23 protein-coding genes are annotated in these 23,943 nt (G+C 71.5%); 8 read left to right on the top strand and 15 right to left on the bottom strand.

What is annotated here, in order from left to right; all coding sequences use genetic code 11:
* Positions 1-73: 73 nt before the first annotated feature.
* Both AC6JBM_RS39050 and AC6JBM_RS39045 read right to left on the bottom strand, forming a co-directional pair.
* Positions 74-514: a methylated-DNA--[protein]-cysteine S-methyltransferase gene (locus AC6JBM_RS39050; RefSeq protein WP_497986621.1), complete on the bottom strand. Its 441-nt coding sequence runs from the start codon at positions 512-514 to the stop codon at positions 74-76.
* A gap of 44 nt (positions 515-558) precedes the next feature.
* Positions 559-1,962: an AlkA N-terminal domain-containing protein gene (locus AC6JBM_RS39045; protein ID WP_497978886.1), complete on the bottom strand. Its 1,404-nt coding sequence runs from the start codon at positions 1,960-1,962 to the stop codon at positions 559-561.
* Between the two features lie 85 nt (positions 1,963-2,047).
* On the opposite strand from AC6JBM_RS39045, the gene AC6JBM_RS39040 reads away from it, so the two are divergent.
* Positions 2,048-2,572, top strand: a complete 525-nt coding sequence (locus tag AC6JBM_RS39040; protein WP_497978885.1) for a hypothetical protein — start codon at positions 2,048-2,050, stop codon at positions 2,570-2,572.
* A 57-nt stretch (positions 2,573-2,629) separates the two neighbouring features.
* A complete protein-coding gene (locus AC6JBM_RS39035) occupies positions 2,630-3,589 on the top strand; it encodes a helix-turn-helix domain-containing protein (protein ID WP_497978884.1) in 960 nt (319 codons plus the stop codon).
* Between the two features lie 1,295 nt (positions 3,590-4,884).
* On the opposite strand, the gene AC6JBM_RS39030 is transcribed toward AC6JBM_RS39035, so the two are convergent.
* The gene (locus tag AC6JBM_RS39030) at positions 4,885-5,703 is read right to left on the bottom strand and encodes an AAC(3) family N-acetyltransferase (protein WP_497978883.1); all 819 of its coding nucleotides are present in this window, start codon (positions 5,701-5,703) and stop codon (positions 4,885-4,887) included.
* Between the two features lie 377 nt (positions 5,704-6,080).
* On the opposite strand from AC6JBM_RS39030, the gene AC6JBM_RS39025 reads away from it, so the two are divergent.
* The 3 genes from AC6JBM_RS39025 to AC6JBM_RS39015 are packed head-to-tail and all read left to right on the top strand — an operon-like array spanning position 6,081 to position 8,487.
* Positions 6,081-6,914, top strand: coding sequence for a sugar phosphate isomerase/epimerase family protein (locus AC6JBM_RS39025; RefSeq protein ID WP_497978882.1), 834 nt, complete (start codon positions 6,081-6,083; stop codon positions 6,912-6,914).
* A 26-nt stretch (positions 6,915-6,940) separates the two neighbouring features.
* Positions 6,941-8,014, top strand: coding sequence for a redox-regulated ATPase YchF (ychF, locus tag AC6JBM_RS39020; protein ID WP_497978881.1), 1,074 nt, complete (start codon positions 6,941-6,943; stop codon positions 8,012-8,014).
* Between the two features lie 8 nt (positions 8,015-8,022).
* Complete coding sequence (locus AC6JBM_RS39015) at positions 8,023-8,487, top strand: DUF8821 family protein (RefSeq protein WP_497978880.1); 465 nt, start codon at positions 8,023-8,025, stop codon at positions 8,485-8,487.
* Positions 8,488-8,501: 14 nt separating this feature from the next.
* Here AC6JBM_RS39015 and AC6JBM_RS39010 read toward each other — a convergent pair whose 3' ends face one another.
* Both AC6JBM_RS39010 and AC6JBM_RS39005 read right to left on the bottom strand, forming a co-directional pair.
* On the bottom strand, positions 8,502-8,714 hold the full coding sequence (locus AC6JBM_RS39010; RefSeq protein WP_497978879.1) for a hypothetical protein: 213 nt from the start codon (positions 8,712-8,714) through the stop codon (positions 8,502-8,504).
* A gap of 218 nt (positions 8,715-8,932) precedes the next feature.
* The gene (locus AC6JBM_RS39005) at positions 8,933-9,250 is read right to left on the bottom strand and encodes a pterin dehydratase (RefSeq protein WP_350611762.1); all 318 of its coding nucleotides are present in this window, start codon (positions 9,248-9,250) and stop codon (positions 8,933-8,935) included.
* 164 nt (positions 9,251-9,414) lie between these two features.
* Here AC6JBM_RS39005 and AC6JBM_RS39000 point away from each other — a divergent pair, with 164 nt between their 5' ends.
* Positions 9,415-9,849 (top strand): (deoxy)nucleoside triphosphate pyrophosphohydrolase, encoded by a 435-nt coding sequence (locus AC6JBM_RS39000; RefSeq protein ID WP_350611761.1) that lies wholly within the window; start codon positions 9,415-9,417, stop codon positions 9,847-9,849.
* A gap of 23 nt (positions 9,850-9,872) precedes the next feature.
* On the top strand, positions 9,873-10,358 hold the full coding sequence (locus AC6JBM_RS38995) for a DUF1990 domain-containing protein (RefSeq protein WP_497978878.1): 486 nt from the start codon (positions 9,873-9,875) through the stop codon (positions 10,356-10,358).
* Between the two features lie 34 nt (positions 10,359-10,392).
* On the opposite strand, the gene AC6JBM_RS38990 is transcribed toward AC6JBM_RS38995, so the two are convergent.
* The 9 genes from AC6JBM_RS38990 to AC6JBM_RS38950 all read right to left on the bottom strand — a co-directional run bounded on the left by AC6JBM_RS38990 (position 10,393) and on the right by AC6JBM_RS38950 (position 20,750).
* Positions 10,393-11,376 carry a succinate dehydrogenase/fumarate reductase iron-sulfur subunit gene (locus AC6JBM_RS38990; protein WP_497978877.1) on the bottom strand — a complete coding sequence of 328 codons (984 nt, stop codon included), beginning with the start codon at positions 11,374-11,376 and terminating at the stop codon, positions 10,393-10,395.
* Positions 11,376-13,241, bottom strand: coding sequence for a fumarate reductase/succinate dehydrogenase flavoprotein subunit (locus AC6JBM_RS38985; protein ID WP_497978876.1), 1,866 nt, complete (start codon positions 13,239-13,241; stop codon positions 11,376-11,378). Before AC6JBM_RS38985 ends, AC6JBM_RS38990 begins: the two co-directional genes overlap by 1 nt.
* A 9-nt stretch (positions 13,242-13,250) precedes the next feature.
* Complete coding sequence (gene sdhC / locus AC6JBM_RS38980; protein ID WP_350611757.1) at positions 13,251-14,072, bottom strand: succinate dehydrogenase subunit SdhC; 822 nt, start codon at positions 14,070-14,072, stop codon at positions 13,251-13,253.
* Positions 14,073-14,463: 391 nt separating this feature from the next.
* Positions 14,464-15,843 (bottom strand): TldD/PmbA family protein, encoded by a 1,380-nt coding sequence (locus tag AC6JBM_RS38975; RefSeq protein WP_497978875.1) that lies wholly within the window; start codon positions 15,841-15,843, stop codon positions 14,464-14,466.
* Between the two features lie 253 nt (positions 15,844-16,096).
* Entirely contained in the window at positions 16,097-17,533 is a 1,437-nt protein-coding gene (locus AC6JBM_RS38970; protein ID WP_497978874.1) for a TldD/PmbA family protein, read from the bottom strand.
* 63 nt (positions 17,534-17,596) lie between these two features.
* Entirely contained in the window at positions 17,597-17,881 is a 285-nt protein-coding gene (locus tag AC6JBM_RS38965; RefSeq protein ID WP_497978873.1) for a 4a-hydroxytetrahydrobiopterin dehydratase, read from the bottom strand.
* Positions 17,882-17,968: 87 nt separating this feature from the next.
* Positions 17,969-19,060, bottom strand: a complete 1,092-nt coding sequence (locus AC6JBM_RS38960; protein ID WP_497978872.1) for a S8 family serine peptidase — start codon at positions 19,058-19,060, stop codon at positions 17,969-17,971.
* A complete protein-coding gene (locus AC6JBM_RS38955) occupies positions 19,057-20,313 on the bottom strand; it encodes a hypothetical protein (protein WP_497978871.1) in 1,257 nt (418 codons plus the stop codon). Before AC6JBM_RS38955 ends, AC6JBM_RS38960 begins: the two co-directional genes overlap by 4 nt.
* Entirely contained in the window at positions 20,310-20,750 is a 441-nt protein-coding gene (locus AC6JBM_RS38950; protein WP_497978870.1) for a hypothetical protein, read from the bottom strand. Before AC6JBM_RS38950 ends, AC6JBM_RS38955 begins: the two co-directional genes overlap by 4 nt.
* A gap of 71 nt (positions 20,751-20,821) precedes the next feature.
* Here AC6JBM_RS38950 and AC6JBM_RS38945 point away from each other — a divergent pair, with 71 nt between their 5' ends.
* Positions 20,822-21,691 (top strand): hypothetical protein, encoded by an 870-nt coding sequence (locus tag AC6JBM_RS38945; RefSeq protein ID WP_497978869.1) that lies wholly within the window; start codon positions 20,822-20,824, stop codon positions 21,689-21,691.
* 33 nt (positions 21,692-21,724) lie between these two features.
* Here AC6JBM_RS38945 and AC6JBM_RS38940 read toward each other — a convergent pair whose 3' ends face one another.
* Positions 21,725-23,830 carry a S9 family peptidase gene (locus AC6JBM_RS38940; RefSeq protein WP_497978868.1) on the bottom strand — a complete coding sequence of 702 codons (2,106 nt, stop codon included), beginning with the start codon at positions 23,828-23,830 and terminating at the stop codon, positions 21,725-21,727.
* Positions 23,831-23,943: the final 113 nt, after the last annotated feature.

The raw sequence follows: 23,943 nt of genomic DNA, 5'->3' as shown, positions 1-23,943 counted from the left end.
GCGCCTGCGGGGGCGCGGCGGTCGTCGGCATGCCTCTACGCTACGGCGCCATCACATCGGCGCCAACCGATATTCAGATGGCTTCATGATCCAGCAGCCAGCGCTTGACCGGCAGCCCCCAGCGGAACCCGCCGAGCGTCCCGTCCAGGCGCAGCACCCGGTGGCAGGGCACGAACAGGGCCGCGGCGTTGGTCGCGCAGGCCATCGCGGCCGCGCGCACCGCGGCCGGGCGTCCGGCCCGCCCGGCGAACTCGGTGTAGGTCACCGGCGCGCCCGCGGGCACCTGCCGCAGCACGTCCCACGCGTGCGCGATGAACGCACCGCCACGCTGGCGCACCGCGACGCCGTCGATCGCGGTCAGGTCACCGTCCACATAGGATTTCAGAGCCTTCAGCGGTACCCCCGGATCGGCGCGCCGCTCGACCGTGCCCGAGAGCTTCCCCAGCGCCATGAGCCCGGGCACGTCGGTGGTCCAGCCGCTGGCCAGCACCGTCTCGTCCGCGTCGGTGAGCATCGTGAACTCCCCGGCCGGGGTGTCGGTCGTCGTCCAAAAAACGTTCACAGCATCCTCCAGAGTCGAATGGCGGCGTAGGACCGCCAGGGCCGCCAGCGCTCGGCGTGGGCGGCGAGGGCCTTCGGGGTGTCCGGGAGCCCGGCGGCCCGCGCCCCCCGCAGCACCCCGAGATCGGTCGGCAGGAACGCGTCGGGGTCGCCGAGGGCGCGCATCGCCGTGTACTGCGCGGTCCAGTCCCCGATCCCGGGCAGCGCCTTGAGCCGCTCGACGGTCTCCTCGCGGTCGCCGCCGCCGTCGAGGTCGAGCGAGCCCTCGGCGACCGCGGCCGCGAGCCCGCGCAGGGTGCGCCGGCGCGCCTCGGGCATCGCGAACGCCCCGTCCGGCAGCGCCAGCAGCTCCGGCGCGGTCGGGAACAGCCCGGCGTCGGCGGCGATGAGCTTGCGCAGCACCGTGCGCGCGGCGGCGACCGAGATCTGCTGGCCGACCACGGCCCGCACGGCGATCTCGAAGCCGTCGGTGGCGCGCGGCACCCGCACGCCCTCCTCCTTGAGCACCATCGGCGCCAGGGCCGGGTCGGCGCCGAGCACGGCGTCGACGGCGGCCGGGTCGGCGTCGAGGTCGAACAGCCGCCGGCAGCGCGCCACCGCCGGGGCGAGGTCGCGCAGGTCGGTCAGGCGCAGCGTGGCGGCGACATGGCCCTCCCGCGGGGTCAGCGTCGCCCGGCCGGGGCCGTGGGGCAGGCGCAGGTTGCGGTGGTAGCCCTCCTCGTCCAGCCCGTCGATCCCGGCCACCGCCCGGTCGCCGAGGAACGTCAGCAGCGCCTCGGCGTGCAGGGGAGCGCGATACGGCAGCCGTACCGTCACCACACCCTCGTCCACCTCCGGCTGCGTGCGCCGCTCGCGCATCTGCGACGGGGTGCGGCCGTAGATCTCGCGGATCGTGTCGTTGAACTGCCGCACGCTGCCGAACCCGGCCGCGAACGCGATGTCGGCCAGCCCGAGCCGGGTCGTCTCGATGAGCACCCGAGCCGTCTGCGCGCGCTGGGCCCGGGCCAGCGCCAGCGGCCCGGCCCCCACCTCGGCGGTGAGCATGCGGTGCAGGTGGCGCTCGGTGTACCCGAGCCGGCCCGCGAGCCCCGGCACCCCGTCGCGGTCGACCACCCCGTCGGCGATGAGCCGCATCGCACGCCCGACCACGTCGCCGCGCACGTCCCAGTCGGGCGAGCCCGGCGCCGCGTCGGGCCGGCAGCGCAGGCACGCGCGGAAGCCCTCGCGCTGCGCGGCCGCCGCCGTCGGCAGGAACCGCACGTTCTCCCGCTTCGGCGTGATGGCCGGGCAGGACGGGCGGCAATAGATCTTGGTCGACTTGACCGCCGTGACGAACACGCCGTCGAAGCGCGAGTCACGGCTGGTGGCCGCCTTGCGGCAGGTTTCGAAGTCGAGTTCCACGACTCCATCCTGCCCCGCGCACGACCCGGCGACTGGCGGGATTCGGACGTCCATGTGGGCGGTCGCCGGCCCTAGTCTGGTGCGCATGACTGACCACGAGGCCACCGAGGGACTTGAGGCCGCCGACCCCGAGCCGCGGATCGTCCAGGTCCACGGCGAGCACGGCGAGACCATTTACGCACTGGACCAGGACGGCGACAACGTGGCCGACGCGGCCGCGTACGACGACGACAACGACGGCGTGATCGACCGGATCGCGATCGACACCGACGGCGACGGCACGCTCGAGACCGAGCTGCGCGACCTCGACGGCGACGGGCGCATCGACGCGGTCTTCGTGGACACCGACGGCGACGGCCACAAGGACGTCGCGATCCTCGACTCCGACGGCGACGGCGAGTTCGACCGCGTGATCGTCGACTCCGACGGCGACGGCCGCATCGACACCGACATCCGCGACACCAACCACGACGGCCGGGCCGACTACATCGCCCGCGACGAGGACGGCGACGGCCGCCGCGACTACACCGTCACCGACAGTGACCACGACGGCCGCTTCGACACCGTGCACTACGACGACCCGAAGAACGACCCGCTGGCCCAGGCCTGAGCGAACCGGCCGCCGCCCCTCTCGTCACGGGCGGCGGCCGTTCGTAGGCTGGCGATCATGTCGGAGGACACGGAGCTGCTGGACCCGGCCGAGCAGAGTGTGTACCGGCTGCTGGTGCGCCTGGCGGTCGCCGGCGCCGACGACCTGGCCGACCGCGCGGACATCCCGGCCGCCGAGGTCACCCGGCTGCTGGAGTCGCTGCGGGCCAAGGGCCTCGCGCGCGGCGGCCCGATCTTCGAGCCGCTGCCGCCCGACGTCGCGCTCGGCGACGCCCTCCTGCGCCGGCAGCGCTCGCTGGAGTCCGCGCGGCGGGTGGTGGCGGGGCTCACGGAGGAGTACCGCGAGACCTCCCGGCGGCGCATCGCCGACCATCTCGTCGAGATCGTGGTGGGCGCCTCGGCCCTGCGCGAGCGGTTGCGGGACATGCAGGACTCGGCGCAGGAGGAGATCCTGTGGTTCTGCCGCGTGAACCCGATCGCGATGGCCGGCCCCGACAACACCGAGGAGCCCTCGGCGCTGGCGAGGGGGGTCCGGTACCGCGCGATCTACGAACGCGCCCTCATCGAGATGCCCGGCGAGCTCGACGGCATCGCCGCCTCGGTGCGCCGGGGCGAGCGCGCACGGGTGGTCGACGCGCTCCCGGTCCGCCTGGCGATCGCCGACCGCACCATGGCGCTCTGCCCCCTGGTCCCGGACCGCGACCGAGGCCTGGCCGAGCCGACGGCGGCCCTGATCCGGCGGGGCGAGCTGCTGGACGCGTTCGTGGCCCTCTTCGAGGCGACCTGGGAGCGGGCCACCCCGCTGCTGGACGGCGCCGCGGACGCGGGCCCCGCCGGGGCGGACCGGCTGCTGCTGTCGCTGTTCGTGGCCGGCTTCCCGGACAAGTCGATCGCCTCACAGCTGGGCGTGAGCAAGCGCACCGTGCAGCGGCGGCTGGAGCGGCTGATGGCGACGGCCGCGGTGGACACGCGGGCGGGCCTGGCCTATGAGGCGGGCCGCCGGGGCTGGCTCGCCTGACTCCTCCCTCCGGCGGCCGGCAACGGCGGTTCGTGCCCGCGCGCGGTGTCGTGCTTCTCTTTCGCGGCTCGCGGCTCGCGGCTCGCGGCTCGCGGCTCGCGGTGCGCGGTGCGCGGTGCGCGGTGCGCGGTGCGCGGTGCGCGGTGCGCGGTGCGCGGTGCGCGGTGCGCGGTGCGCGGTGCGCGGTGCGCGGTGCGCGGTGCGCGGCTCGCGGTGCGCGGTGCGCGGTGCGCGGCTCGCGGTGCGCGGTGTTGTGCTTCTCTTTCGCGGCTGGCGACGGTCGTGCTTCTCGCTCGCGGCCGGCGACGGCGGTTGTGTCCGTGCGGTGTCGTTGCTCGTGTCCGCGGTCGTCTCCGGGGCTGGGCTTGGGGGAGCTGCCCCGTGGCCGGCGCGGCCTGTGGCTTCGGCGGTCGTGGATGCGATGGCGGGCCTGGCCTGTGAGGCGGCGCGGGCGAGCCTGGATAGTGTGACGTCTGTCCGCTTGACGCCACGGATGTCCACATCGCGCCATGTCCGCATTACGGCACAGGCCGGACATGTCGCGAGAATGCCTCGGGATTCAGACTTCTCGGTCGGGTGGCCCGGACGATCCCCCCTCAACTGTCCGGTCACCCATGCCCGGGCCGCGTGGCGTCGTTCAGCCCTCCACCTCAGCGACGCCGCGCGGCCCACCCAGTTCCTCAGCCTGCCGTGCCCGCCGCCGGGATCGACCGCCACGCATCCGCCCGCCGCACCGCGCCCGCGCCCGCCGCGCCCGCGCCCGTCCGTCGCGCCCGCGCCCGCGCCCGTCGCGCCCGCGCCCGCGCTCGCCGCGCCGCGTCCAGCGCGCCCGCCGCGCCGCGCCCGTCGCGCCCGCGCCCGCGCTCGCCGCGCCGCGTCCAGCGCGCCCGCCGCGCCGCGCCCGTCGCGCCCGCGCCCGCGCTCGCCGCGCCGCGTCCAGCGCGCCCGCCGCGTCGCGCCCGTCGCGCCCGCGCCCGCGCTCGCCGCGCCGCGTCCAGCGCGCCCGCCGCGTCGCGCCCGTCGCGCCCGCGCCCGCGCTCGCCGCGCCGCGTCCAGCGCGCCCGCCGCGTCGCGCCCGTCGCGCCCGCGCCCGCGCTCGCCGCGCCGCGTCCAGCGCGCCCGCCGCGTCGCGCCCGCGTGTCCATGCACCGTGTCCGTGTCCGCGCTGCATGCTCGTCGCCTTGTGCGTTTGTGCACGGTGCGCCCGCGTCCGCGCGTTGGTGCATTGCGCGGTTGTGCGGGAAGGGCTGCGCGTTCGTGCGGTCGCGGTGTGGCGATGCGTGGGGTGCGGCGTGTCAGTTGGCGTTTGCGGCCCGCTGAGACAGCCACCGGGCGCCGAAGTCGACCAGTTCGCGCTGTCGCATCAGGCGGGCCGTTCCAGCGCCCACGGGGCCTGTGCGCTCGGCTCCGGTGATCTCGGCGAAGTCCTTGGCCAGGGGCTCGAAGAGCGAGGTGTCGTCGTCGAGCTCGCGGTAGGTGACCCATCGGCGGGCTCCGTCCACCACGACGGGGGAGCCTTGGCGGTGGTAGGACTTCGGGGCGTCCGCGCGGTACTCGGCCAGGTGCAGCGAGGTGTTGTTGTCGTGTCCGACGCCCAGCAGGAGGACCCACGCGTCGGCCTCGTACAGCTTGGCCAGCGGTGAGGACTCGCCCAGGCCGTCGTCCAGGTCGTGGCCGGCGGTCAGGTGCTCCGCCAGGGGGCCGAGGGCGGCGAAGGAGACCGTCGGGTGGGCGCTGCGCCGCACGCCGGGGAAGGTGCGGAAGCACTCGACGATCGCGCCCATGTAGCCCGTGGGAGTGGTTCGCGGGTCGTAGGCCGGGGTCTCGGCGCGGATGATCTCCCACCAGGGCTCGGGGACCGGGGGGTTGGCCCAGTCGGCGGGCTCGGTCAGGTGGCGTGAGTGGGTCGGCATGACGAGGGTGCCGTCCGGGCCCAGGGCTTCCAGCAGCGCGAGTACCACGGCGTGGGCGCCGCCGGCCACCCAGCCCAGCCTCGACAGGGAGGAGTGGGTGATCACGGTCGCGCCCGGGGGCAGGCCGAGGGCGCGCAGCTGGGCGGCGATGGTGCTGATCGTGCCGGGGTTGGTTGCGCGGGCGACGGCATCGGCTTCCATGGGTTCATCATCGCCGCCGGCCGGCGAGGGTGGCGGATGGCTGTCGGTCCTCCGGGTGGCCGAGGGGCGCGCGCCGTCGGGCCGGGCGGCCGAGGTGGCGCGGTCGGGCCGGACAACCCAAAACCCGGTCGGCCGGACAACCAAAAACACCGTCGGGCCGGACAACCAAAACACCGTCGGGCCGGACAACCAAAACACCGTCGGGCCGGACAACCAAAAACACCGTCGGGCCGGGTGGCCGAGGGTGGCGCAGTCGGGTCGCCACGGGGCGGGGTAGCAGGTTCTGGCCGGGGACGCGATGGCCGGCGTGGGCGGATGCGCAGCCGGCTGCCCAACCGGTTCGGCGGGTCTCGTATCGGTGTCCCAGAATGTTGGGCATGGTGCGGTGGACGCTGTCCGGGTTCGGGGATGAGATCGATGCGGATCCGGCGGTACAGCTGCCGGTGCTCCTGGCTCTTGGGGCCCGGCACATCGAGGTCCGCAGCGCGTGGGGTGTCAACGTCGCCGAGCTGGGCGACGAGGACGTGGTGCGGCTGGCCGACGTGCTCGCGCGGCACGGGGTCGGGGTCTCGGCCGTCGCGTCGCCGATCGGCAAGTGCGGCGTCTTCGACGATCCGGCTGTCGAGCAGGCGCGGCTGGAGCGGGTGGTGTGGGTCGCTCGGCGGCTTTCCGCGCGGTACGTCCGGCTGTTCTCCTTCTACCGGCCCGACGGCGTCGCGGCGGAGGAGGTGCGCGACACGGTGCTGCGGCGGATGCGCGGGTTCGCCGATGTGGCCGAGCGGGAGTCGGTCGTGCTCGTGCACGAGAACGAGAAGGCGATCTACGGTGATACGCCCGGCCGCGTGCTGGACGTCATCGAGTCCGTGGGGTCGCCGGCGCTGCGGGTGGCGTGGGACAACGCGAACTTCGTGCAGGTGGGCGTGCGGCCCTTCAGCGAGGGTTATGCGATGCTGCGGCCTTTCATCGAGTACCTCCAGGTGAAGGACGCCCGCGCCGCCGACGGCATCGAGGTGCCGGCCGGGGCCGGGGACGGGCAGCTGGCCGAGACGCTGACCGCGCTGCGGGACGACGGCTTCGCGGGGTTCGCCTCGCTCGAGCCGCATCTGTCCGACCCGGCCTTCCCGGACGTGTTGTCGGGGCCGCGGCGGTTCGGGGAGGCGGCCCGGGCGTTTCGCGGGCTGACCGATGCGCTGGGGATCGAACTGGGCTGAGGGCGGGTTGCGTAAGCTGACATGTCGTGGCACTCAGCATCGGCATCGTCGGCCTGCCCAACGTGGGCAAGAGCACCCTGTTCAACGCCCTGACCAAGGGTGACGCGCTCGCGGCGAACTATCCGTTCGCGACCATCGAGCCCAACGTCGGCGTGGTCGGGCTGCCCGACACGCGGCTCGGGCGGCTGGCGGAGCTGTACGACTCGCAGAAGGTCATTCCGGCGCCGGTGTCGTTCGTCGACATCGCCGGGCTGGTGCGCGGGGCCTCGAAGGGGCAGGGGCGCGGCAACGCCTTCCTCGCCAACATCCGCGACGCGTCGGCGATCTGCCAGGTGGTGCGGGCGTTCTCGGACCCGAACGTGGTGCACGTCGACGGCAAGGTCTCGCCGCGCGACGACATCGAGACGATCAACACCGAGCTGATCCTCGCCGACCTGCAGACGATCGAGAAGGCGCTGCCGCGGCTCGAGAAGGAGGCGAAGGTCCGCAAGGAGCGCTCCGGCGTCGCCGCGGCCGCGAAGGCCGCCTCGGAGCTGCTCAACGAGGGCAACACGCTCTACTCGGCCGGTTTCGACGTCTCCGAGCTCGGCGAGCTGCACCTGCTGACCGCCAAGCCGTTCCTGTACGTCTTCAACGTCGACGAGGCCGGCCTCTCCGACGAGGCCTTCCTCGGCGAGCTGCGGGCCCTGGTCGCCCCGGCCGAGGCGATCTTCCTCGACGCCAAGATCGAGTCGGAGCTCACCGACCTCGACGAGGAGGAGGCCCTGGAGCTGCTGGCCTCGATCGGGCAGCCGGAGCCGGGCCTGCACCAGCTGATCCGGGTGGGGTTCCGGACGCTCGGGCTGCAGACGTACCTCACCGCCGGGCCCAAGGAGGCCCGCGCCTGGACGATTCCGATCGGGGCCACGGCTCCGGAGGCGGCCGGCGTCATCCACTCGGACTTCCAGCGCGGCTTCATCAAGGCCGAGGTGGTGTCGTTCGAGGATCTGATGGCGGCGGGCGCGATGAACGCGGCCAAGGCCGCGGGCAAGGTACGCATCGAGGGCAAGGACTACGTGATGCAGGACGGCGACGTGGTCGAGTTCCGGTTCAACGTCTAGGAGCACACGTGACGTACGTCGTCGACTTCGAGAGCGTCTCCACCGCCGGGCTGGAGTCCTCGCCCGTGGCCGAGGCCCTGGCCGGCCTGCGCGCCAACGAGGCCCGCTACTTCAAGAACAAGTACGACCACGTCTTCACGGTCGAGCCGGCGTCGCAGGCCGCGGATGCGGTGGCCTACGTGCACCGCATCCTGCGGGAGGAGCGGGACATCGAGATCGGCTCCGAGCCGCTGGAGGCGACGTCCTTCGAGGTCGAGGGCATCCGCTGGACCTACGTGTTCTACCGGTCGGGCCTGGCCGTCAACGTGCTCTACACGCTCGAGGCCGGCGAGAAGCGAGCCGTGGGCTTCAAGCTCTCCGACGGGATGGACGTCCCGGCCGAGCTGGCCGAGCGCTTCAAGTTCGCTCGCCAGCGGTCCAAGCTGGCCGGCACCATTCGCGGGTCGTTCTTCGTCATCAAGGGCGAGTACTGACGCTGGTTGGACGCCTACCGTGGTGCGGTGATCGGCACCACGTGCTCGGCCACGAGCTTCACCGCCGCGCCGCAGTAGGCGCAGGAGTCGCCGAAACGGGCCCTCAGGGACGGGGTCATGCTCCCGGACAGCGGGAAACCCCGGTTCTGGTCGTATTGGCGTCCGGCTTGCTCCAGAAACATGCGCACGACGCGGTTGGGGACGTCCGAGTAACTGCGCAGGGCCATCTGACATCTGTATCACCGCGGCATCGGCGCGGTGGGTGGGGACCCTCGTCTTTGCCCTTGAACCGTGCATATACGAAAAGTCGGATATGTCGTGGCGCGCCAGCGCCCGACATATCCGCCGGGCGGGAAGCGTGGGCCTGGTGCGGTCTTGGCACCACGGGCGCCGGGATTCCTGGCGGGAGCTACGGTCCGCCGCTGACGCGGCCCGAGCCATGGATTTATGCCGCTCCGGCAATGATGTTCTTGTACAGATCCTCGATGCGCGCGGCGAGCGTGACCTCGCCCGGGGACAGGTCCGACTCGTCGCTGCCGGGCACCCGTAAGCGGATCTGCGTGCGTCCGTCCAGGCGGCGGACGTCCGGGCGGACGCCGACCGCGTCGGCGACCACTTTCATTCGCTCGGTGAGTGCCGCATGCTGGGAATCGTCGAGATGCAACGTCCGGCGGATCTCGCCGCCGTCGTGAGTCCAGCCTTGCAGTAAGGCCAGCGCATCGCTGAGATAGTCACGGTGATCGTCGCTCCACCGGGCCCGCATGTCGACCTACCCTCCCTCGGCATCGTTGCCGGCTTGTGGCCGATTCGAAGCCTGCCCGTCATCAACGGTGTCTGCAAGTCTGACTAGCAACCGGTGGATCTGTCCACGGCCACTTTTCCCTCGTCTGGTGAACAACAGGGCATAGCCCGCCACCGGAACTTCATATGGATCTGGCACCCTGGTTGCCCGTGCAGACCGAACGGTTGATGCCACGGATCATCGTCGGCGCGGCGATCATCGCGAATGGGCGGGTTTTGGCGTGCGAGCGCGCCCAGCCGCCCGAAATGGCCGGAAAGTGGGAATTCCCCGGGGGCAAGGTCGATCCGGGGGAGACCGAGGTGCAGGCGCTGGTCCGCGAGTGCCAGGAGGAGCTCGGCGTCGACGTCGCCGTGGGGGAGCGCGTCGGGGACGACATCGCGATGCTGAACGGGACCGCGATTCTGCGGGTGTACGTCGCGACGCTCCTCGACGGCGCCCAGCCGCTCCCGCTCGAGCACAGCGACCTGCGCTGGCTGGGTGCCGGAGAGCTGGACAGCGTGCCGTGGCTGCCCGCCGACGCGCCGATCGTGCACGCGCTGGAGCCCCTGCTGCCCTCGTAGGCGGCGTTGTTACCTTCGAGCGCGTGGATGTCACCTACGCCGAGGTCGGCGCGACGCGTGAGGGGCCGCTGCCGACCGGCTATCTGCACGTGACCCGGCGGGCTCGCCTCACGGCGGGGTTCGCCGAGGCGGCCGAGGCGCTCGCGCACTGGCGGCCGCAGCGCGGGGCGGGGCTGCGGGTGCGCACCGACGCGGAGCGGGCCGGGCTCGGGGTCGAGTTCGCCTCCGGCATCGGGGCGGGGCCGCTGCGGCTGTGGGTGCCCTGCAAGATCGTGTGGATCGAGGACCGGCCCGGTCGCTTCGGGTTCGGGTTCGGGACGCTCCCGGGGCACGTGGCGACCGGCGAGGAGGCGTTCCTGCTCGCCACCGACGCCGAGGGCGCCGTGTGGTTCGAGGTCCGGGCGTTCAGCCGCCCGGCGAAGTGGTGGACGAAGCTCGGCGCGCCCGTGGCCCGGCTGATGCAGGCCCGGGTCACGGACGGGTACGTGGCCGCGATGCGGGGCCTCTGACCGTCGGCCGGGGCCCCGCATCGCGAGCCGCCACTCAGTGCGGGTGGTTGTACCGCAGCTTCTCCGGCGGCAGCGGGAACTCCTGGTCGTCGCCGAACGGGGAGGCCGCGGCCGCGCGGTCGAGGTAGAGCTCGGCCACGGGGAGCTTGCCGTCGGCGCCCACGGAGGGGTCCTGCGGCACGGGGCCCTGCTGGTTCCAGTGCGAGCCCGTGTCCGCCGCCGCGCCCGTCGGGCTCGACGCGTGGGCCAGCGCCGGCTCGTCCAGCTGGTCACGGCGGAAGATCTTGCGCCCAAGCCAGGTCACCGGGTCGTACCTCCGATCGACAACGCGTTCCTTCATGGGAATGATCGCATTATCGGTGATCTTGATGTGCTCCGGGCAGACTTCGGTGCAGCACTTGGTGATGTTGCAGTAGCCGAGGCCCTGCTCCGCCTGGGCCATCTCCTTGCGGTCGCCGCGCGCGTCGAGCGGGTGCATGTCCAGCTCCGCGGCCCGGATGAAGAAGCGGGGGCCGGAGAAGGCCCGCTTGTTCTCCTCGTGGTCCCGGATCACGTGACACACGTTCTGGCACATGTAGCACTCGATGCACTTGCGGAACTCCTGCGAGCGCTCGACATCGATCTGCTGCATGCGGTACTCGCCCGGCTCGACGCCCTTCGGCGGCGCGAAGGCGGGCATCTCGCGGGCCTTCTGGTAGTTGAAGTTGACGTTCGTGACCAGGTCGCGGATCACCGGGAAGGTGCGCAGCGGGGTGACGGTCACGGTCTCGTCGTCGCCGAACGTCGACATCCGGGTCATGCAGCCCAGGCGCGGCTTGCCGTTGATCTCCATCGAGCAGGAGCCGCACTTGCCGGCCTTGCAGTTCCAGCGCACCGCGAGGTCGGGCGTCTGGGTGGCCTGGAGGCGGTGGATGACGTCGAGCACGACCTCGCCCTCGTTGACCTCCACCTGGAAGTCCTCGAGCTGGCCGCCCGTGTCGTCGCCGCGCCAGACGCGGAAGTGGCGATTGGTACCCATCACAGCTCCTCGTCGGTCATGTACTTGGCCAGCTCACTGCGCTCGAACAGGTCCTGCAGCTCCGGACGCATCACCGGCAGCGGCTTGTGCTCGAGCCGGACGTCCTCCCCGTCGAGGGAGCAGACCAGGTTGACCTTGCGCCAGGTCGGGTCCATCTTCGGGTGGTCCTCGCGGGTGTGCCCGCCACGGGACTCGGTGCGCTCGAGCGCCGCCTTCGCCGTGCACTCGGAGACGACGAGCATGTTGCGCAGGTCGAGGGCCAGGTGCCAGCCCGGGTTGTAGCGCCGGCCGCCGGTCGCGCCGACCTTCTTCACCCGCTCCTTGAGCTCGGCCAGGCGCACCAGCGAGTCGCGCAGCTCGCCGTCGCGGCGGATGATGCCGACCAGCGTGCCCATGATGTCCTGCAGCTCCTGGTGCAGCGTGTACGGGTTCTCGCCGCCCTCGCCGCGCTGCAGCGGGGCCAGCGCCGTCTCCACGGCCGCCTCGACCGCCGCCGGGGTCGGCTTGCGCCGGCCGGTCTCGGTCGCGTACGCCGCCGCGTGCTCGCCCGCCCGCTTGCCGAACACCAGCAGGTCGGACAGCGAGTTGCCGCCGAGCCGGTTGGAGCCGTGCATGCCGCCGGAGACCTCGCCCGCCGCGAACAGGCCGGGCACCGCCGCGGCCGCCGTGTCGGCGTCGACCTCGACCCCGCCCATCACGTAGTGGCAGGTCGGGCCGACCTCCATGGGCTTCTTGGTGATGTCGACGTCGGCCAGCTCCTTGAACTGGTGGTGCATCGAGGGCAGCCGCTTGATGATCTGCTCGGCGGGCAGGCGGCTGGCGATGTCCAGCAGCACGCCGCCGGCCTGGGTGCCGCGGCCGGCCTTGACCTCGCTGTTGATCGCGCGGGCGACCTCGTCGCGGGGGAGCAGCTCGGGCGGGCGGCGGTTGTTGTCCGGGTCGGAGTACCAGCGGTCGGCCTCCTCCTCGGTCTCCGCGTACTGCTTGCGGAAGACGTCGGGGACGTAGTCGAACATGAACCGCTTGCCGTCGGTGTTGCGCAGCACGCCGCCGTCACCGCGGACCGACTCGGTGACCAGGATGCCCTTCACCGAGGGCGGCCACACCATGCCGGTCGGGTGGAACTGCAGGAACTCCATGTTGATCAGCGTCGCGCCGCTGCGCAGGGCGAGGGCGTGGCCGTCACCCGTGTACTCCCACGAGTTCGACGTGACCTTGTAGGACTTGCCCACGCCGCCCGTCGCCAGCACGATCGCCGAGGTCTCGAACAGCACGAAGTCGCCGGACTCGCGGTAGTAGCCGAACGCGCCCGCCACCGCGCCGTTCTCGATGAACAGCTCCGTGATCGTGCACTCCTGGAAGACCCGGATGCGCGCCTCGTAGTCGCCGTGCGCCGCGTAGTCCTCCTGCTGCAGCGAGACGATCTTCTGCTGCAGCGTGCGGATCAGCTCCAGGCCGGTGCGGTCACCGACGTGGGCCAGCCGCGGATACTCGTGTCCGCCGAAGTTGCGCTGGCTGATCTTTCCGTCTTTCGTACGGTCGAACAGCGCGCCGTAGGTCTCGAGCTCCCAGATCCGGTCCGGAGCCTCCTTGGCGTGCAGCTCCGCCATGCGGAAGTTGTTCAGGAACTTGCCGCCGCGCATGGTGTCGCGGAAGTGCACCTGCCAGTTGTCGTTCGCATTGACGTTGCCCATGGCCGCGGCGGCGCCGCCCTCGGCCATGACCGTGTGCGCCTTGCCGAACAGCGACTTCGAGATGATGGCGGTCTTCTTGCCCGCGAGCCGGGCCTCGATGGCGGCCCGCAGCCCGGCGCCGCCCGCACCGATCACCACGACGTCGTAGGTGTGTCGCTCGATGTTCGTCATCGGGGGGTCCTAATTCCAGATTCGAAGGTCGGTGATCCAGTCCGCGGACACGGCCATGATGTACGCGTCCGTGAGGATGACCGTGAACAGCGACGTCATCGCGAACGTGCCGTGCCGCGTGTTGAGCTTGGAGATCAGCGTCCAGAGGCGGTAGCGCACCGGGTGCTTCGAGAAGTGCTTGAGCCGTCCGCCCATCACGTGCCGGCAGGCGTGGCAGCTGGCCGTGTAGCCGGCCAGCGCGAGCACGTTGACCACGATGATGAGCGAGCCGAGCCCGATGCCGAAGCCGCCGTCGGAGCCCTTGAACGCGTGGAAGGCGTCCCAGATGTTGATCAGCAGGATCAGCGACGCCACGTAGAAGAAGTACCGGTGCGAGTTCATGAAGACCAGCGGGAAGCGGGTCTCGCCGCTGTACTTCTTGTGCGGCTCCTGCACGGCGCACGCCTGCGGCGACATCCAGAGCGACCGGTACCCGCTCTTGCGGTAGTAGTAGCACGTCACCCGGAAGCCGGCGACGAACGGGAACGCGGCCAGGCCCAGCGGGAGCCAGCGCGGGAACGCGCCGAACGGGGTGCCGAAGTGGCTCGACCCTTCGACGCAGGAGTCGCTCAGGCACGGGGAGTACAGCGGGGTCAGGTATCCGTGCTCCGGGACGAAGTACCACTTCGCCATGAAAATCCGGATCGTCGAATAGACGATGAAGAACAGCAGAATCGCCGCGATGGACAGCGGGTAAGTCCGCCACCCGTCCGTCCGCAATGTCTTGGCGCCGATCGCTGCGCGGGGCCCCGCGCCCGAAACTGACCGAGGCCGTGTAGGCGTGGTCGTCATGGTGAGTACTCCCTGGACGGGCTGGTGAAGAGTTCTCTGATGTACCGATCTATGGTCGGTGCACACGTTACGCCCGATCCCGCAGCGACGTGCGTTGGGAGTCTTGCGTGTGCCGACGCGATACCGAAAGACCTTCGCCGAAAGCCTGCTGCCCGTTGTGGAGAACTTCACTCCTGGCGCGGTGACCACGCCATTCCCATGATCAAAACTTTGGTTAGGTTTACCTAACTTTGCGCATTGTCCGCTACTTGGCGTCCCGGAGTTAGGACGCCGTGTGGTTGTCGCTTTGCCTTTCCGTCGGTCGACTTGTTGGCGCTTTGGCTCGGGTGCCGTTGCCGCGTTCATCGCCCGGCCCGTTCGACGGGCCGGGTTTTTGCGTCGCGAAGAATCCTCAGCCCGATGCGCCGCCGGTGTAATTCCACGATGCCAGCCGCAGCGCCGGCGCCACGAATCCCGCTTCCGCCCACGGCCCGGGCATCTCCACCGCGTGCGAGCCGATCCCGAGCACGGCTCCGGGGCCGAGCGCCTGCGCGTAGGACTGGGTGAAGCGGAAGTTCCGGACCGGCGTGGTGATCCGGCCGTCCTCGATGAGCCAGACCCCGTTGCGGGTGAGCCCGGTGACGACGAGTGTGCGCGGGTCGAGCACCCGGGTGTAGTGGTTGTCCGTCACGAGCAGCCCGCGCTCGACTCCCGCGACGAGCGCCGCGACCGTCGAGTCCGTCGCCGGCCCGTCGACCTCCTGCGGCCCCGGCCCCTCCGTGGCCAGCAGGCGCAGGCTCGACGGGATCGCCCCGAAGCTGGCCCCGCCCGGGATCGCGTGCCCGGTCGACTCCGCCCCGCCCCCGGCCCGCGCCGCCGTCCGGCGATCGTGTACCACCGCGCTCGACACGCCCCGGTCCACGAGCACCACCCGCCGCCGCGGGGTGCCCTCGGCGTCGAACGGGATCGCGGTCGCGTCCGGCTGCGACGCGTCCTCGACCAGGGTCACCGAGGGGTCGAACTGCGCCTCGCCGACCTGCAGGAACGACTGGCGGTCGAGCACCATCTTGGCGTTGAAGCCGTACATCGCGAGCATCTGCAGCACGTCGGAGACCGCGGCCGCCTCGAGCACCACCTCATAGCGCCCCGGCGGCAGCTCCACCGGGTCGACGCCGGCCCGGGCCTTCGCGGCCGCCCGCGCCCCGAGCACCGCGCCGTCGATGTCGCCCAGGCGCACCGCCGCGAGCCGGGCCAGCCCGTCCGAGCTCGAGGTCCGCGCGATGCCGTCCATCGCCGCGCTCGTCCGCGCCGCGGCCAGGTGCTGCCCGGCCGAGTTCGCGTAGACGACCCGCGCCGCGGACGTCCGGCAGTACCCGGCGGTGTCGAGCCCCTCGGCCTGCGCCACGAAGGCCCGCACCCGGGCGGCCCGATCGTCCGGCGACGCCCCCGCGGTCTCGTCGTCCACGTTGCCCGCGAACGCGAGCGGCGCCGGCGGCGCGAGCCCGGGCCACGTCGGATCGGCGGGCGCGAGCCGCATCGAGGCGACCGTCCGCCGCACGAGGTCGTCGAGCCCGTCGAGCACCGTCGTCGAGGCGCCGGCCGTGCGGCCGTCCGCGTGCAGGCGCAGCCGCACCCCGGTGATCTCGTCGGCCACGTTCTGATGAATGTACGACCCGGCGAACCGCGTCAGCGCCAGCTCCTGCCGCTCGACGGTCACCTCGGCCTCGATGCCGGCGCCGACCAGCTCCAGCACCCGCTGGGCCAGGTCGGTCTCCGTCGCCGTCACGCTCATCCCCGCACCCCCACGCACGTGTCCAGATCCGTCCCGTTCCCGCTCGCCGGCGGGCTCTTCATCGCACCGCGGCCACCCGGCCGCTCTCCCGCGCTGCGCTCTCCCGGGGTCCGCATCGCTTTCGTGGTCGCCGCATTCGTCGCGACGGGCCGGGCGTTTTGCGGGCTCCCGCTCGGACGCGCTGGGAGTGGGCCGTTTTGGAGGGTGTGGCGGTGGCGCCCTCCCGCCGCATTCGTGGTGCTGCCTGGGGGCGTCATCCGCGGACTCCCACCCGGACGTTCTGGAAGCGGGCCGCGGCGGCCGGGTGGCCGGTGTGGCCGATCTGGCCCGGCTGGCCCTTGCCGCAGTTCGGGGTGCCCCAGGAGACGATCTCCGAGCCCAGCATGTCCATCGAGCCCCAGAATCGGGGGCCGATGCCCGTGTAGGTCGGGTTGCGCAGCATCCGGCCGCGGCGGCCGTTCTTGATCTCCCAGCCGATCTCGCACCCGAACTGGAAGTTGAGGCGCTTGTCGTCGATCGACCAGGAGCGGTTCATGTCCATGAGCACGCCGTCCTCGGTCGCGGCGATCATCTCGTCCAGCGTGTGCGGGCCCGGGAGCAGGCCGACGTTGGTCATCCGGACCATCGGCAGGCGGGCCCAGCCGTCGGCGCGCACGCTGCCCGCGTAGTCCAGCCCCGCCACCGCGGCCGAGTCGCGACCGGCGAGCGTGCCGACCCAGATGCCGTCGCGGACCGCGTACCGCTGCTGAGCCGGGGTCCCTTCGTCGTCGTAGCCGAACGACCCCAGCGCACCCGGAATCGTCGGGTCGATGGTGATGTTCATGAGCTCGGAGCCGTACCGAAGCTGATTGATCTTGGCCAGGTCCAGCCACGACGTGCCCGCGAAAGCCGCCTCCCACCCGAGGATCCGGTCGAGCTCGATGGCGTGCCCGACGGATTCGTGGATCTGCAGGGCCATCTGCTCGCTGCCGAGGATGAGCGTCGTCTCACCCGCCGGGCACTGCGGCGCCGTCAGCAGCGCCCGCGCCTCGTCGGCGATGCGGGCCGCGTGCGCCGTGAGGTCCAGCTCGTCGACGATCTCCCAGCCGCGCGTGCCGTATTGCCCGCGGTAGGAGGGATATGAGCGCCGCTGGGTCTCGCCGTCACCGATGACCGTGGCCGAGATGCCCGCCCCGGACTCGCGGATGTGCTGGTCGATGCGGTGCCCCTGCGAGGAGACGAACCACTTGCGCGTGTCCCAGATCTGGTACAACCCCTCGGCGATGTCCGCCCCGGCCTTGTGCGACTCCGCGGTCGCGGCCGTGAGCAGATCGCCCTTGACCGACAGTGCGACCCCGAGCGGGTCCACCTCGCACGCGCTGGCCCAGGAGTCCACACGCGCCTCGACCCCGACGAGGTCGACCGCCGGCCCCGGCACCGTGGCCGAGGCCCGGGCGATCGCCGTAGCCCGCTCGCCCGCGCGCTTGGCGGCCGCGGAGCCCAGATCCGGCACCGCGAAGAAGCCCCAGCTCGAACCCACCAGTGCCCGCACACCGACGCCCGCGTCCTCGTCCTGGCTCAACTCCTCGATCTCGCCGTTGCGGGCGGTCATCGACTCGGAGCGGCGGTGCATCACGCGGGCATCGGCATACCGGGCGCCGGCTGCGAGAGCCGCCTCCACCGCCGCGGTCGCCACGTCGAAGTGGGTCATGGTTGGACCCTACCGAGGGGGTATGACACTTTGGGCGGACACGACCCTACGTCGATGTCTTGGCTACCCGATCAACTCGTTGATCTGCCGCGCCAGCGCGAGATCCTTCTCGGTCACCCCGCCGGCCGAGTGCGTGGAGAGCCTGAAGGTGAGCGTCCGCCAGCGAATGTCGATGTCGGGGTGGTGGTCGGCCGCCTCGGCCACGTGCGCGACCTCGGCGACCAGCCGGATACCGTCGAGGAACGAGGGGGCGGTCACCGAGCGCTCGATGCCTTCCGCGTCGCCGGACCAGCCCGCGAGCTCACCGAGCGCGGCGGAGACGTCGTCATTGCCGAGTACGTCAGCCATGCCCCGAACCTACTCCCGCGGCCGGCGACTGCGGAGGACGATCGCCGGAGCATGGGCGCGATTACCGGCGGGTGAGGCGCCGCCGGGTCATGGGCGGCGTCTGCGGCTGCGGATGATGGTCTGGAGTACGGCGATGAAGACCACGACGACGACGGCGGCGCCGATGGCGGCGATGACGGCTGCTGTCCGGCCGTCACCTTTGCCGTTTGCCGTTGGTGGGGATGGGGAGGCGCTGGTCGGGGCGGGGGACAGGTCGGCGGTGAGGGCTTTGACGAGGTCGATGACGCCGTAGCCGTACACCGGGTCCTTGCCCGGCTCGCCCTTGTCCTGCGCGGTCTCGGTCAGCCTGCGCACCACGTCGGGGCCTTTGAGCTGCGGATACTTCGCGCGGATCAAGGCTACAGCACCAACGACCAAGGCGTTGGAATCGCTGGTCCCAGTGCCGGTGCGCGTCCTGCCCTTGGCGTCGACCGCGGTGATGTCGACGCCTGGGGCGACCAAGGTGAGCTCGGGTCCTGCGACGGAGATCGCCGCGCGGTCGCCGTTGCGGTCCACGGCGCCGACCGCGACGACACCCGGCACCTTGGCTGGGAAGTCGACGCTGCCGACGTCGGGCTTGTTGCCGGCCGCCGCCACCACGACGACATCTGCGGCGAGGGCTTTGGCGATCGCGGTGCGCACGATGTCGGCGTCCCCGCTTCCGATCGACAGACATATGACCTTGGCGCCCTTGCTCACGGCATAGTCGATGGCGGCGGCGACATCGCGCGCATAGCCCATGGCGAAGACGAAGTCGGGCGAGAGCTGAATCGGCAGGATCGTGGCTTTGGGGGCGATGCCGAGCACGCCCTTACCGGTGCCGCGGCCGCGTCCGGCGATGAGCGTGGCCATGGCGGTGCCGTGGCCGGCCGGGTCGTGGGTTCCGTCGCCGGTGTTGCCGCCGAAGTCCTTGCCAGGGACCACCGCTCCGGCCAGTTCGGGGACGGTCGCTTCGACGCCGGTATCGGCGACGGCGACGAGTACACCCTCACCTTGACTGATGCGCTGCGCTTCCGTGATGTGCATGAAGCCCAGGTGCCACTGCTGGTCGCGAACACTGTCGGCCAATGCCGGCGTGGGCACGGCCAGAGCCGCCAGCATCGCCACCGCAGTCGGCAGTGCGAGTCGTCGCAGGGTCAACGGTCGATGCCAATCACGCCGGGGGGTACGTCGCCACTGGGCGCGGCTGGCGGCGGCTTGAGCACAGGAGCCACGCCTTCCTCCACCTGCCATGCCTCGTCGTCTGGGCGCTGGCGTCCGGATCGGCGCTGGGTGTACGCCTCGTAGCTGCGATCCCGCCAGCCGCCACCCGGCGAGCGCTCGCCGCCCTCCGTGCCTCGCGCGGACATGGCCCGCCGATCAGTGGCGTGCCCCATGGACCGGATGACGCTTGATCTCCCAGCACTGCCAGTGCCCCCGTTCTCGCCGAGCGGCGCACGTCCCGGCCGTCCGGCGCCAGGCTGGGCCAACGGCCGCTCGATGAGACCGTTGGTCGGCGTCAGTTGGCCTGGTATCCGGCCGATCATTGGTGGCATTGGCGGCGGTGGCGGCAGCAACGTCGTAGGCGCGGCAGTCGGAACGGTCGGCGGGGGAGGCATCAGCACCGGCGGGACGACTGGCGCTGGCGTTCTAGTCAGGAACGGCCCTGGGTCAAAGGCAATCGGTGGGGACGATGTGCCAGGGGCGGTGTTGATCAGCTCGCGGTTGGGCGGGGGCGGATCGAACACTGGTGCGGGCTGGCGGCCGACGCTGGACGAGCCACTGCTACGGCCGCCGCGCGGGTTCGACGGTCGAGGCGGCGGTTCGCCGTCGTCGAAGCGCTGGATTCGCGGCATATCGACGCGCTGAGCGGTGGCGGCGTTCACCTTCGCGTCGGTGTCTTCCATGATGGCGCGAGCCTGTTTATCGAGCTCCTCTTGATGTTGGCGCACCACAGCGTCGGTGGCGAGCTCTGGCATACCCACGTTCGGTGCCCAGCTGTCGGGCAGCGTGTTGACCATCGGACCCGCAGGGGTTTTCGCGAGGTATGCCCGCCAGGCCGCCTTCGGGTCGTCGTAGGCGTCGTGCAGCGGCTTGATCCGCTGCTGCGCCACGATCAACGCGTCGGTCACCTTCGCGTATACCGTCTTGGCCTGGCCGGCGGCCTCCTGCGCATTGACCATGGCCTGGATGGTTCGGTCGATCTGGTCGAGATAGGCCTGCGCCGCGGGGCTGCCCTCTGGGCTCCAGGCATCGGCGAGGTCCTGGCGTAGCCGTCGGAGATTGCCGATCTGGGCGCTGAGCATCGAGCGCTTCGCGTCCCACCCGCGCATGGCCTCGGCGTGCGAGGCTGCGCTCTCGTGGGCCACCATCTCCCAGAGTTCGCGCACCGTGTAGTGCTGGTAGGTGCTCATTCGGCGTCGCCGTGCATGTTGCGTCGCTCCTCGAGCAGGTCGTTGCGGGTCTGGGCCTGTTCAGCCTGATAGGCGGCCTGTTCCGAGGCGGTCAGGCCCTTCGACGCGCCGCCCTCGACCGACTTCAGAAATTCGGCGGAGCTGAGGTCGGCATCGAGGTACGTCGTGACCAGGTCGTGCGCCGTCCGGGCGAGGGCGCCCGTGTTGTGCGAAAGCGCAGACAGGAACGTGATGGCCTGGTCCATCGTGTTCCAGTACTGCAGGGCCGCCTCCTGCACGGTTGGGCTGGCGCTGTGGATGCCGAAGGCGCCGTAGGACTGCAGCTGGTACGTCACGAAGTCCGTCGTCGGGGCGATGTCCTTGTCCACGTACGACTGGAGGCTCGCGCCGAACGCGCGTACGCCCTCCGGGTCGATCTTGATTTGCTTGTCCGCCACGGTGTTCCTCTCCGTCCCGTGTATCGACGTGCTTAAGGTAGCGGGAGCGGTGCTGGAGTAGAAAGGACGATATGTCGATCCGTGCGGTAACCCGGGAACTGCTCGTGCGCTGTGTCGACACCTGGGCGCCCGGGAATCTGCATGCGCCTCATGGTGCGGCGTTTCTCTACGCGTCCGCGCGGGGGATCGATCATGACGCGGCCGAGGCGGCGTTGCGCGCGTTCGGGGAGTTTGGGGATCGGCTTCGCGGGCGGCTTACGCTGCTGTTCGTCGCGCCCGGAATCGAGGCGTTGACGGGGCGGTTGGCGGCTGTGCAGCGTGAAATCGGTACACCTGCGGAAATGGCGGTTCACGTTGTGCCCGGCGGCAATGTGGGCGCCGTTCTCAAGGCGGCCGGAGCCGCGAGCGGGCCACTGCTGGCAATGGTCGACGACAGCATTGCGAAAAGCTTCAAAGCGGCCGTCGTACTCCTCACAGCCCCCGCCGGTACCTGGGCGAAACAACGCGCGGAACTGCACGCGGCGGGGCTGGGGCTCACCGCGGGTGTCGAGTTGGTCGATGGCGAGAGCGAAATGCTCGTCGGCTTCGGCACGCGCTCGGACAAGAGCCTGGAGTCGTTCAAGAGCGAGCTGTGGGCGCTGGACGAGTACGCCGGCGTGCGCTATCGCGACCCGCGTGACCCCGAGGGGCACCTGATGGACATCTCGCTGGAGCCGAACCCGGGCGCGCTGCGGCGCGAGCTCCTGGCGCGGCTCGGCGACGGCCGGCTCACCGTCACCGAGCTCAAGCGGTTCGCGCTCACGGACACGGTGTACCGCGCCGCCGACGCCCAGAAGCTCATCATCGCGCTGCTGCACTCCGGCGCCGTGCGGCGCTCACCCGAGGGCGGGCGCCTCGGCGGCGATGTGGTGATCAGCCTGGCGCCCGCGGCGAGCGGTTGACCGGCAACCAGTTAATGATCAGCCAGCCGTCCATCAGCCCGGTGCCTGCAGCGAACGGCGGATGAAGTCGAGCTCGATGCGCAGCAACTTCTCGGCCAGCCCGCCCGCGGCCATGTGCGTGGCGCCGGTCAGCGGGATCATCGAGTGCGGCCGGCCCGCGGCGAGCAGGGCGGCCGAGAGGCGCAGCGTGTGCGCGGCGACCACGTTGTCGTCGACCAGGCCGTGCACGAGCAGCATCGGCCGCGCGTCCTCGGGGCGCACCGGCGGCTCGGCGGCGAGTTCGACCAGCGAATTGTGCGCGTACACGTCGGGGGCGTCGGCGGGCAGCCCGAGGTATCGCTCCGTGTAGGCGGTGTCGTAGAGCGCCCAGTCCGTGACGGGGGCGCCGACGACCGCACAGTGGTACACGTCCGGCCGCCGCAGCACCCCCAGCGCCGACAGCCAGCCGCCGAACGACCAGCCGCGGATCGCGACCCGCCCGAGATCGAGGTCGGGGTGCTTGTCGGCGAGCGCCTCGAGCGCGTCGACCTGGTCGGCGAGGATCACGTCGGAGAAGCGGCGGTGGATGGCCTTGTCGAAGCTGGGCGCGACGCCGGGCGTACCGCGGTTGTCGATGGACACGACGGCGAAGCCCTGGTCGGCCCACCACTGCTTCTCCACCCAGCGGGCCCGCGCGGCGACGACCTCCTGATGGCCCGGGCCGCCGTAGATCGCCACCAGCACCGGGAGCCGGCGCCCGGCCACGTGGCTGCGGGGATAGACCACGCCCGCCGGGACGCGCCGGTCGGTCACCCGCTCAAGAGCGGGTCGCGGCGCGAAGGGCGGTTGCGCCGCGTGGGACGCGATCGCGCCGACCTGCTCGCCGTTGTGGATGATGCGGTACTCCCACCCCGCCCGCTCCAGCGTCTGCGACCCGATCACGATGGTCCGCCCGGCCGCCTGGGCCACGTGCCAGCCCGGCTCCGTGGTCAGGCGCGTCGCGCGCGGGCTGGACTGGGTCACCGGGATGTGGAAGACGTGCTGCTCGCTCGGCTCCCCGTCGCTGGCCTCCACGATCAGGTCGCCTTCGAGGTTTCCGGCCACGCGGCGGACGTACAGATTGGGCGGTGTGATCAGGCTCCCGTCCGCGAACAGGCAGCGCGCGTCGTATCCGTCGTGGGCGAGCTCGCCGCCGACCAGCACCCGGCCGTCCGCGAGGTGTGCGGGCGTGCCCGGCACCGGCTCCACCCAGCGCGGATCGGCGAGCTCGGCGTGGACCTGCGTCTCGCCGGTGCGCGGGTCGACGGCGATCACGAGGCCGTGCTGCTGCAGCCGGCGCAGCACCGCGAGCAGCGGTCCGCCCTGCTCCGACCAGGTGGCGGCGACGAGATACGGATAGGTCTCGCGGTCCCAGTGCACGTCGACCCAGCCGCCGTCGAGATCGAGCACGTGCAGCGTGACCTTGGCGTTGCTCGCACCCGCGTGCGGATAGGCGATCGTGCTGGGCGGCTGTTCCGGCAGCGACGGGTCGTGCAGGTGCCACCGCGGGACCCGCGACTCGTCCACGCGCGCGGTGAGGATGCTGTGGCCGTCGGGCGACCACCAGTACCCCCGGAAGCGGTGAAATTCCTCGGCTCCGATGAACTCGGCGAGTCCCCAGGTCACGCCCTCCTCGCCGGCCAGGACCGAGTCCGTGCCGTCGGCGTCGATCACCCGCAGGGCGCCGCCGGTGACATAGGCGATCCGGCGTCCGGTCGGGTCGAGCCGCGGGTCGACGACCGGCCCGGCGGTGTCGAGCTCGGTCACATCGCCGGTGAGCAGGTCGGCGCGGAACAGCCGGCCGCCGAGCGGGAAGACGGCCAGCACTCCGGCTCCGTCCAGCGCGAACGAGCCGATGCCGCCCGCGGACAGCCGCAGCCGCTCGCGCAGCGCCCGCTCGGCCGGCGGCAGGTCGGGCTGGTCGCGCAGCAGCGCCGCCGGGTCGGCCAGGCACCGCTCGCTGCGGGTGGCGACGTCGAAGACCCAGAGCGCGTCGGTGGGGTCCTCGGGGCCCGACGAGCGCAGGTAGATCACGCGAGCGCCGTCCGGGCTCACCGTGACGGCGCGGGGTGCCCCGTAGGAGAAACGTCGGGTTCGTGCGGCCAACTCCGGATAGTCCACCCCGGAATGTTGACTCGTGGCCGCCGGATTGTCATGTGATTGGCCCGGAACCGGGCATCAACGTCACTCTTGGTGAGCGGATGCTCACACTGACCGTGGCCGCTGGAGAAAGT

It is taken from the genome of Dactylosporangium thailandense, assembly GCF_059739745.1.
Note: the sequence above shows the minus strand (reverse complement) of the source record. Positions and strands in the feature narration are given on the sequence as shown.

Excerpts from the sequence above, each read along its gene's own strand:
- AC6JBM_RS39050 (WP_497986621.1), bottom strand. The coding sequence starts at position 514 with ATGCTCACCGACGCGGACGAGACGGTGCTGGCCAGCGGCTGGACCACC.
- AC6JBM_RS39040 (WP_497978885.1), top strand. The coding sequence starts at position 2,048 with ATGACTGACCACGAGGCCACCGAGGGACTTGAGGCCGCCGACCCCGAG.
- AC6JBM_RS39035 (WP_497978884.1), top strand. The coding sequence starts at position 2,630 with ATGTCGGAGGACACGGAGCTGCTGGACCCGGCCGAGCAGAGTGTGTAC.
- AC6JBM_RS39030 (WP_497978883.1), bottom strand. The coding sequence starts at position 5,703 with ATGGAAGCCGATGCCGTCGCCCGCGCAACCAACCCCGGCACGATCAGC.
- AC6JBM_RS39025 (WP_497978882.1), top strand. The coding sequence starts at position 6,081 with ATGGTGCGGTGGACGCTGTCCGGGTTCGGGGATGAGATCGATGCGGAT.
- AC6JBM_RS39010 (WP_497978879.1), bottom strand. The coding sequence starts at position 8,714 with ATGGCCCTGCGCAGTTACTCGGACGTCCCCAACCGCGTCGTGCGCATG.
- AC6JBM_RS39005 (WP_350611762.1), bottom strand. The coding sequence starts at position 9,250 with ATGCGGGCCCGGTGGAGCGACGATCACCGTGACTATCTCAGCGATGCG.
- AC6JBM_RS39000 (WP_350611761.1), top strand. The coding sequence starts at position 9,415 with ATGGATCTGGCACCCTGGTTGCCCGTGCAGACCGAACGGTTGATGCCA.
- AC6JBM_RS38990 (WP_497978877.1), bottom strand. The coding sequence starts at position 11,376 with ATGGGTACCAATCGCCACTTCCGCGTCTGGCGCGGCGACGACACGGGC.
- AC6JBM_RS38985 (WP_497978876.1), bottom strand. The coding sequence starts at position 13,241 with ATGACGAACATCGAGCGACACACCTACGACGTCGTGGTGATCGGTGCG.
- sdhC (WP_350611757.1), bottom strand. The coding sequence starts at position 14,072 with ATGACGACCACGCCTACACGGCCTCGGTCAGTTTCGGGCGCGGGGCCC.
- AC6JBM_RS38975 (WP_497978875.1), bottom strand. The coding sequence starts at position 15,843 with ATGAGCGTGACGGCGACGGAGACCGACCTGGCCCAGCGGGTGCTGGAG.
- AC6JBM_RS38970 (WP_497978874.1), bottom strand. The coding sequence starts at position 17,533 with ATGACCCACTTCGACGTGGCGACCGCGGCGGTGGAGGCGGCTCTCGCA.
- AC6JBM_RS38965 (WP_497978873.1), bottom strand. The coding sequence starts at position 17,881 with ATGGCTGACGTACTCGGCAATGACGACGTCTCCGCCGCGCTCGGTGAG.
- AC6JBM_RS38955 (WP_497978871.1), bottom strand. The coding sequence starts at position 20,313 with ATGAGCACCTACCAGCACTACACGGTGCGCGAACTCTGGGAGATGGTG.
- AC6JBM_RS38945 (WP_497978869.1), top strand. The coding sequence starts at position 20,822 with ATGTCGATCCGTGCGGTAACCCGGGAACTGCTCGTGCGCTGTGTCGAC.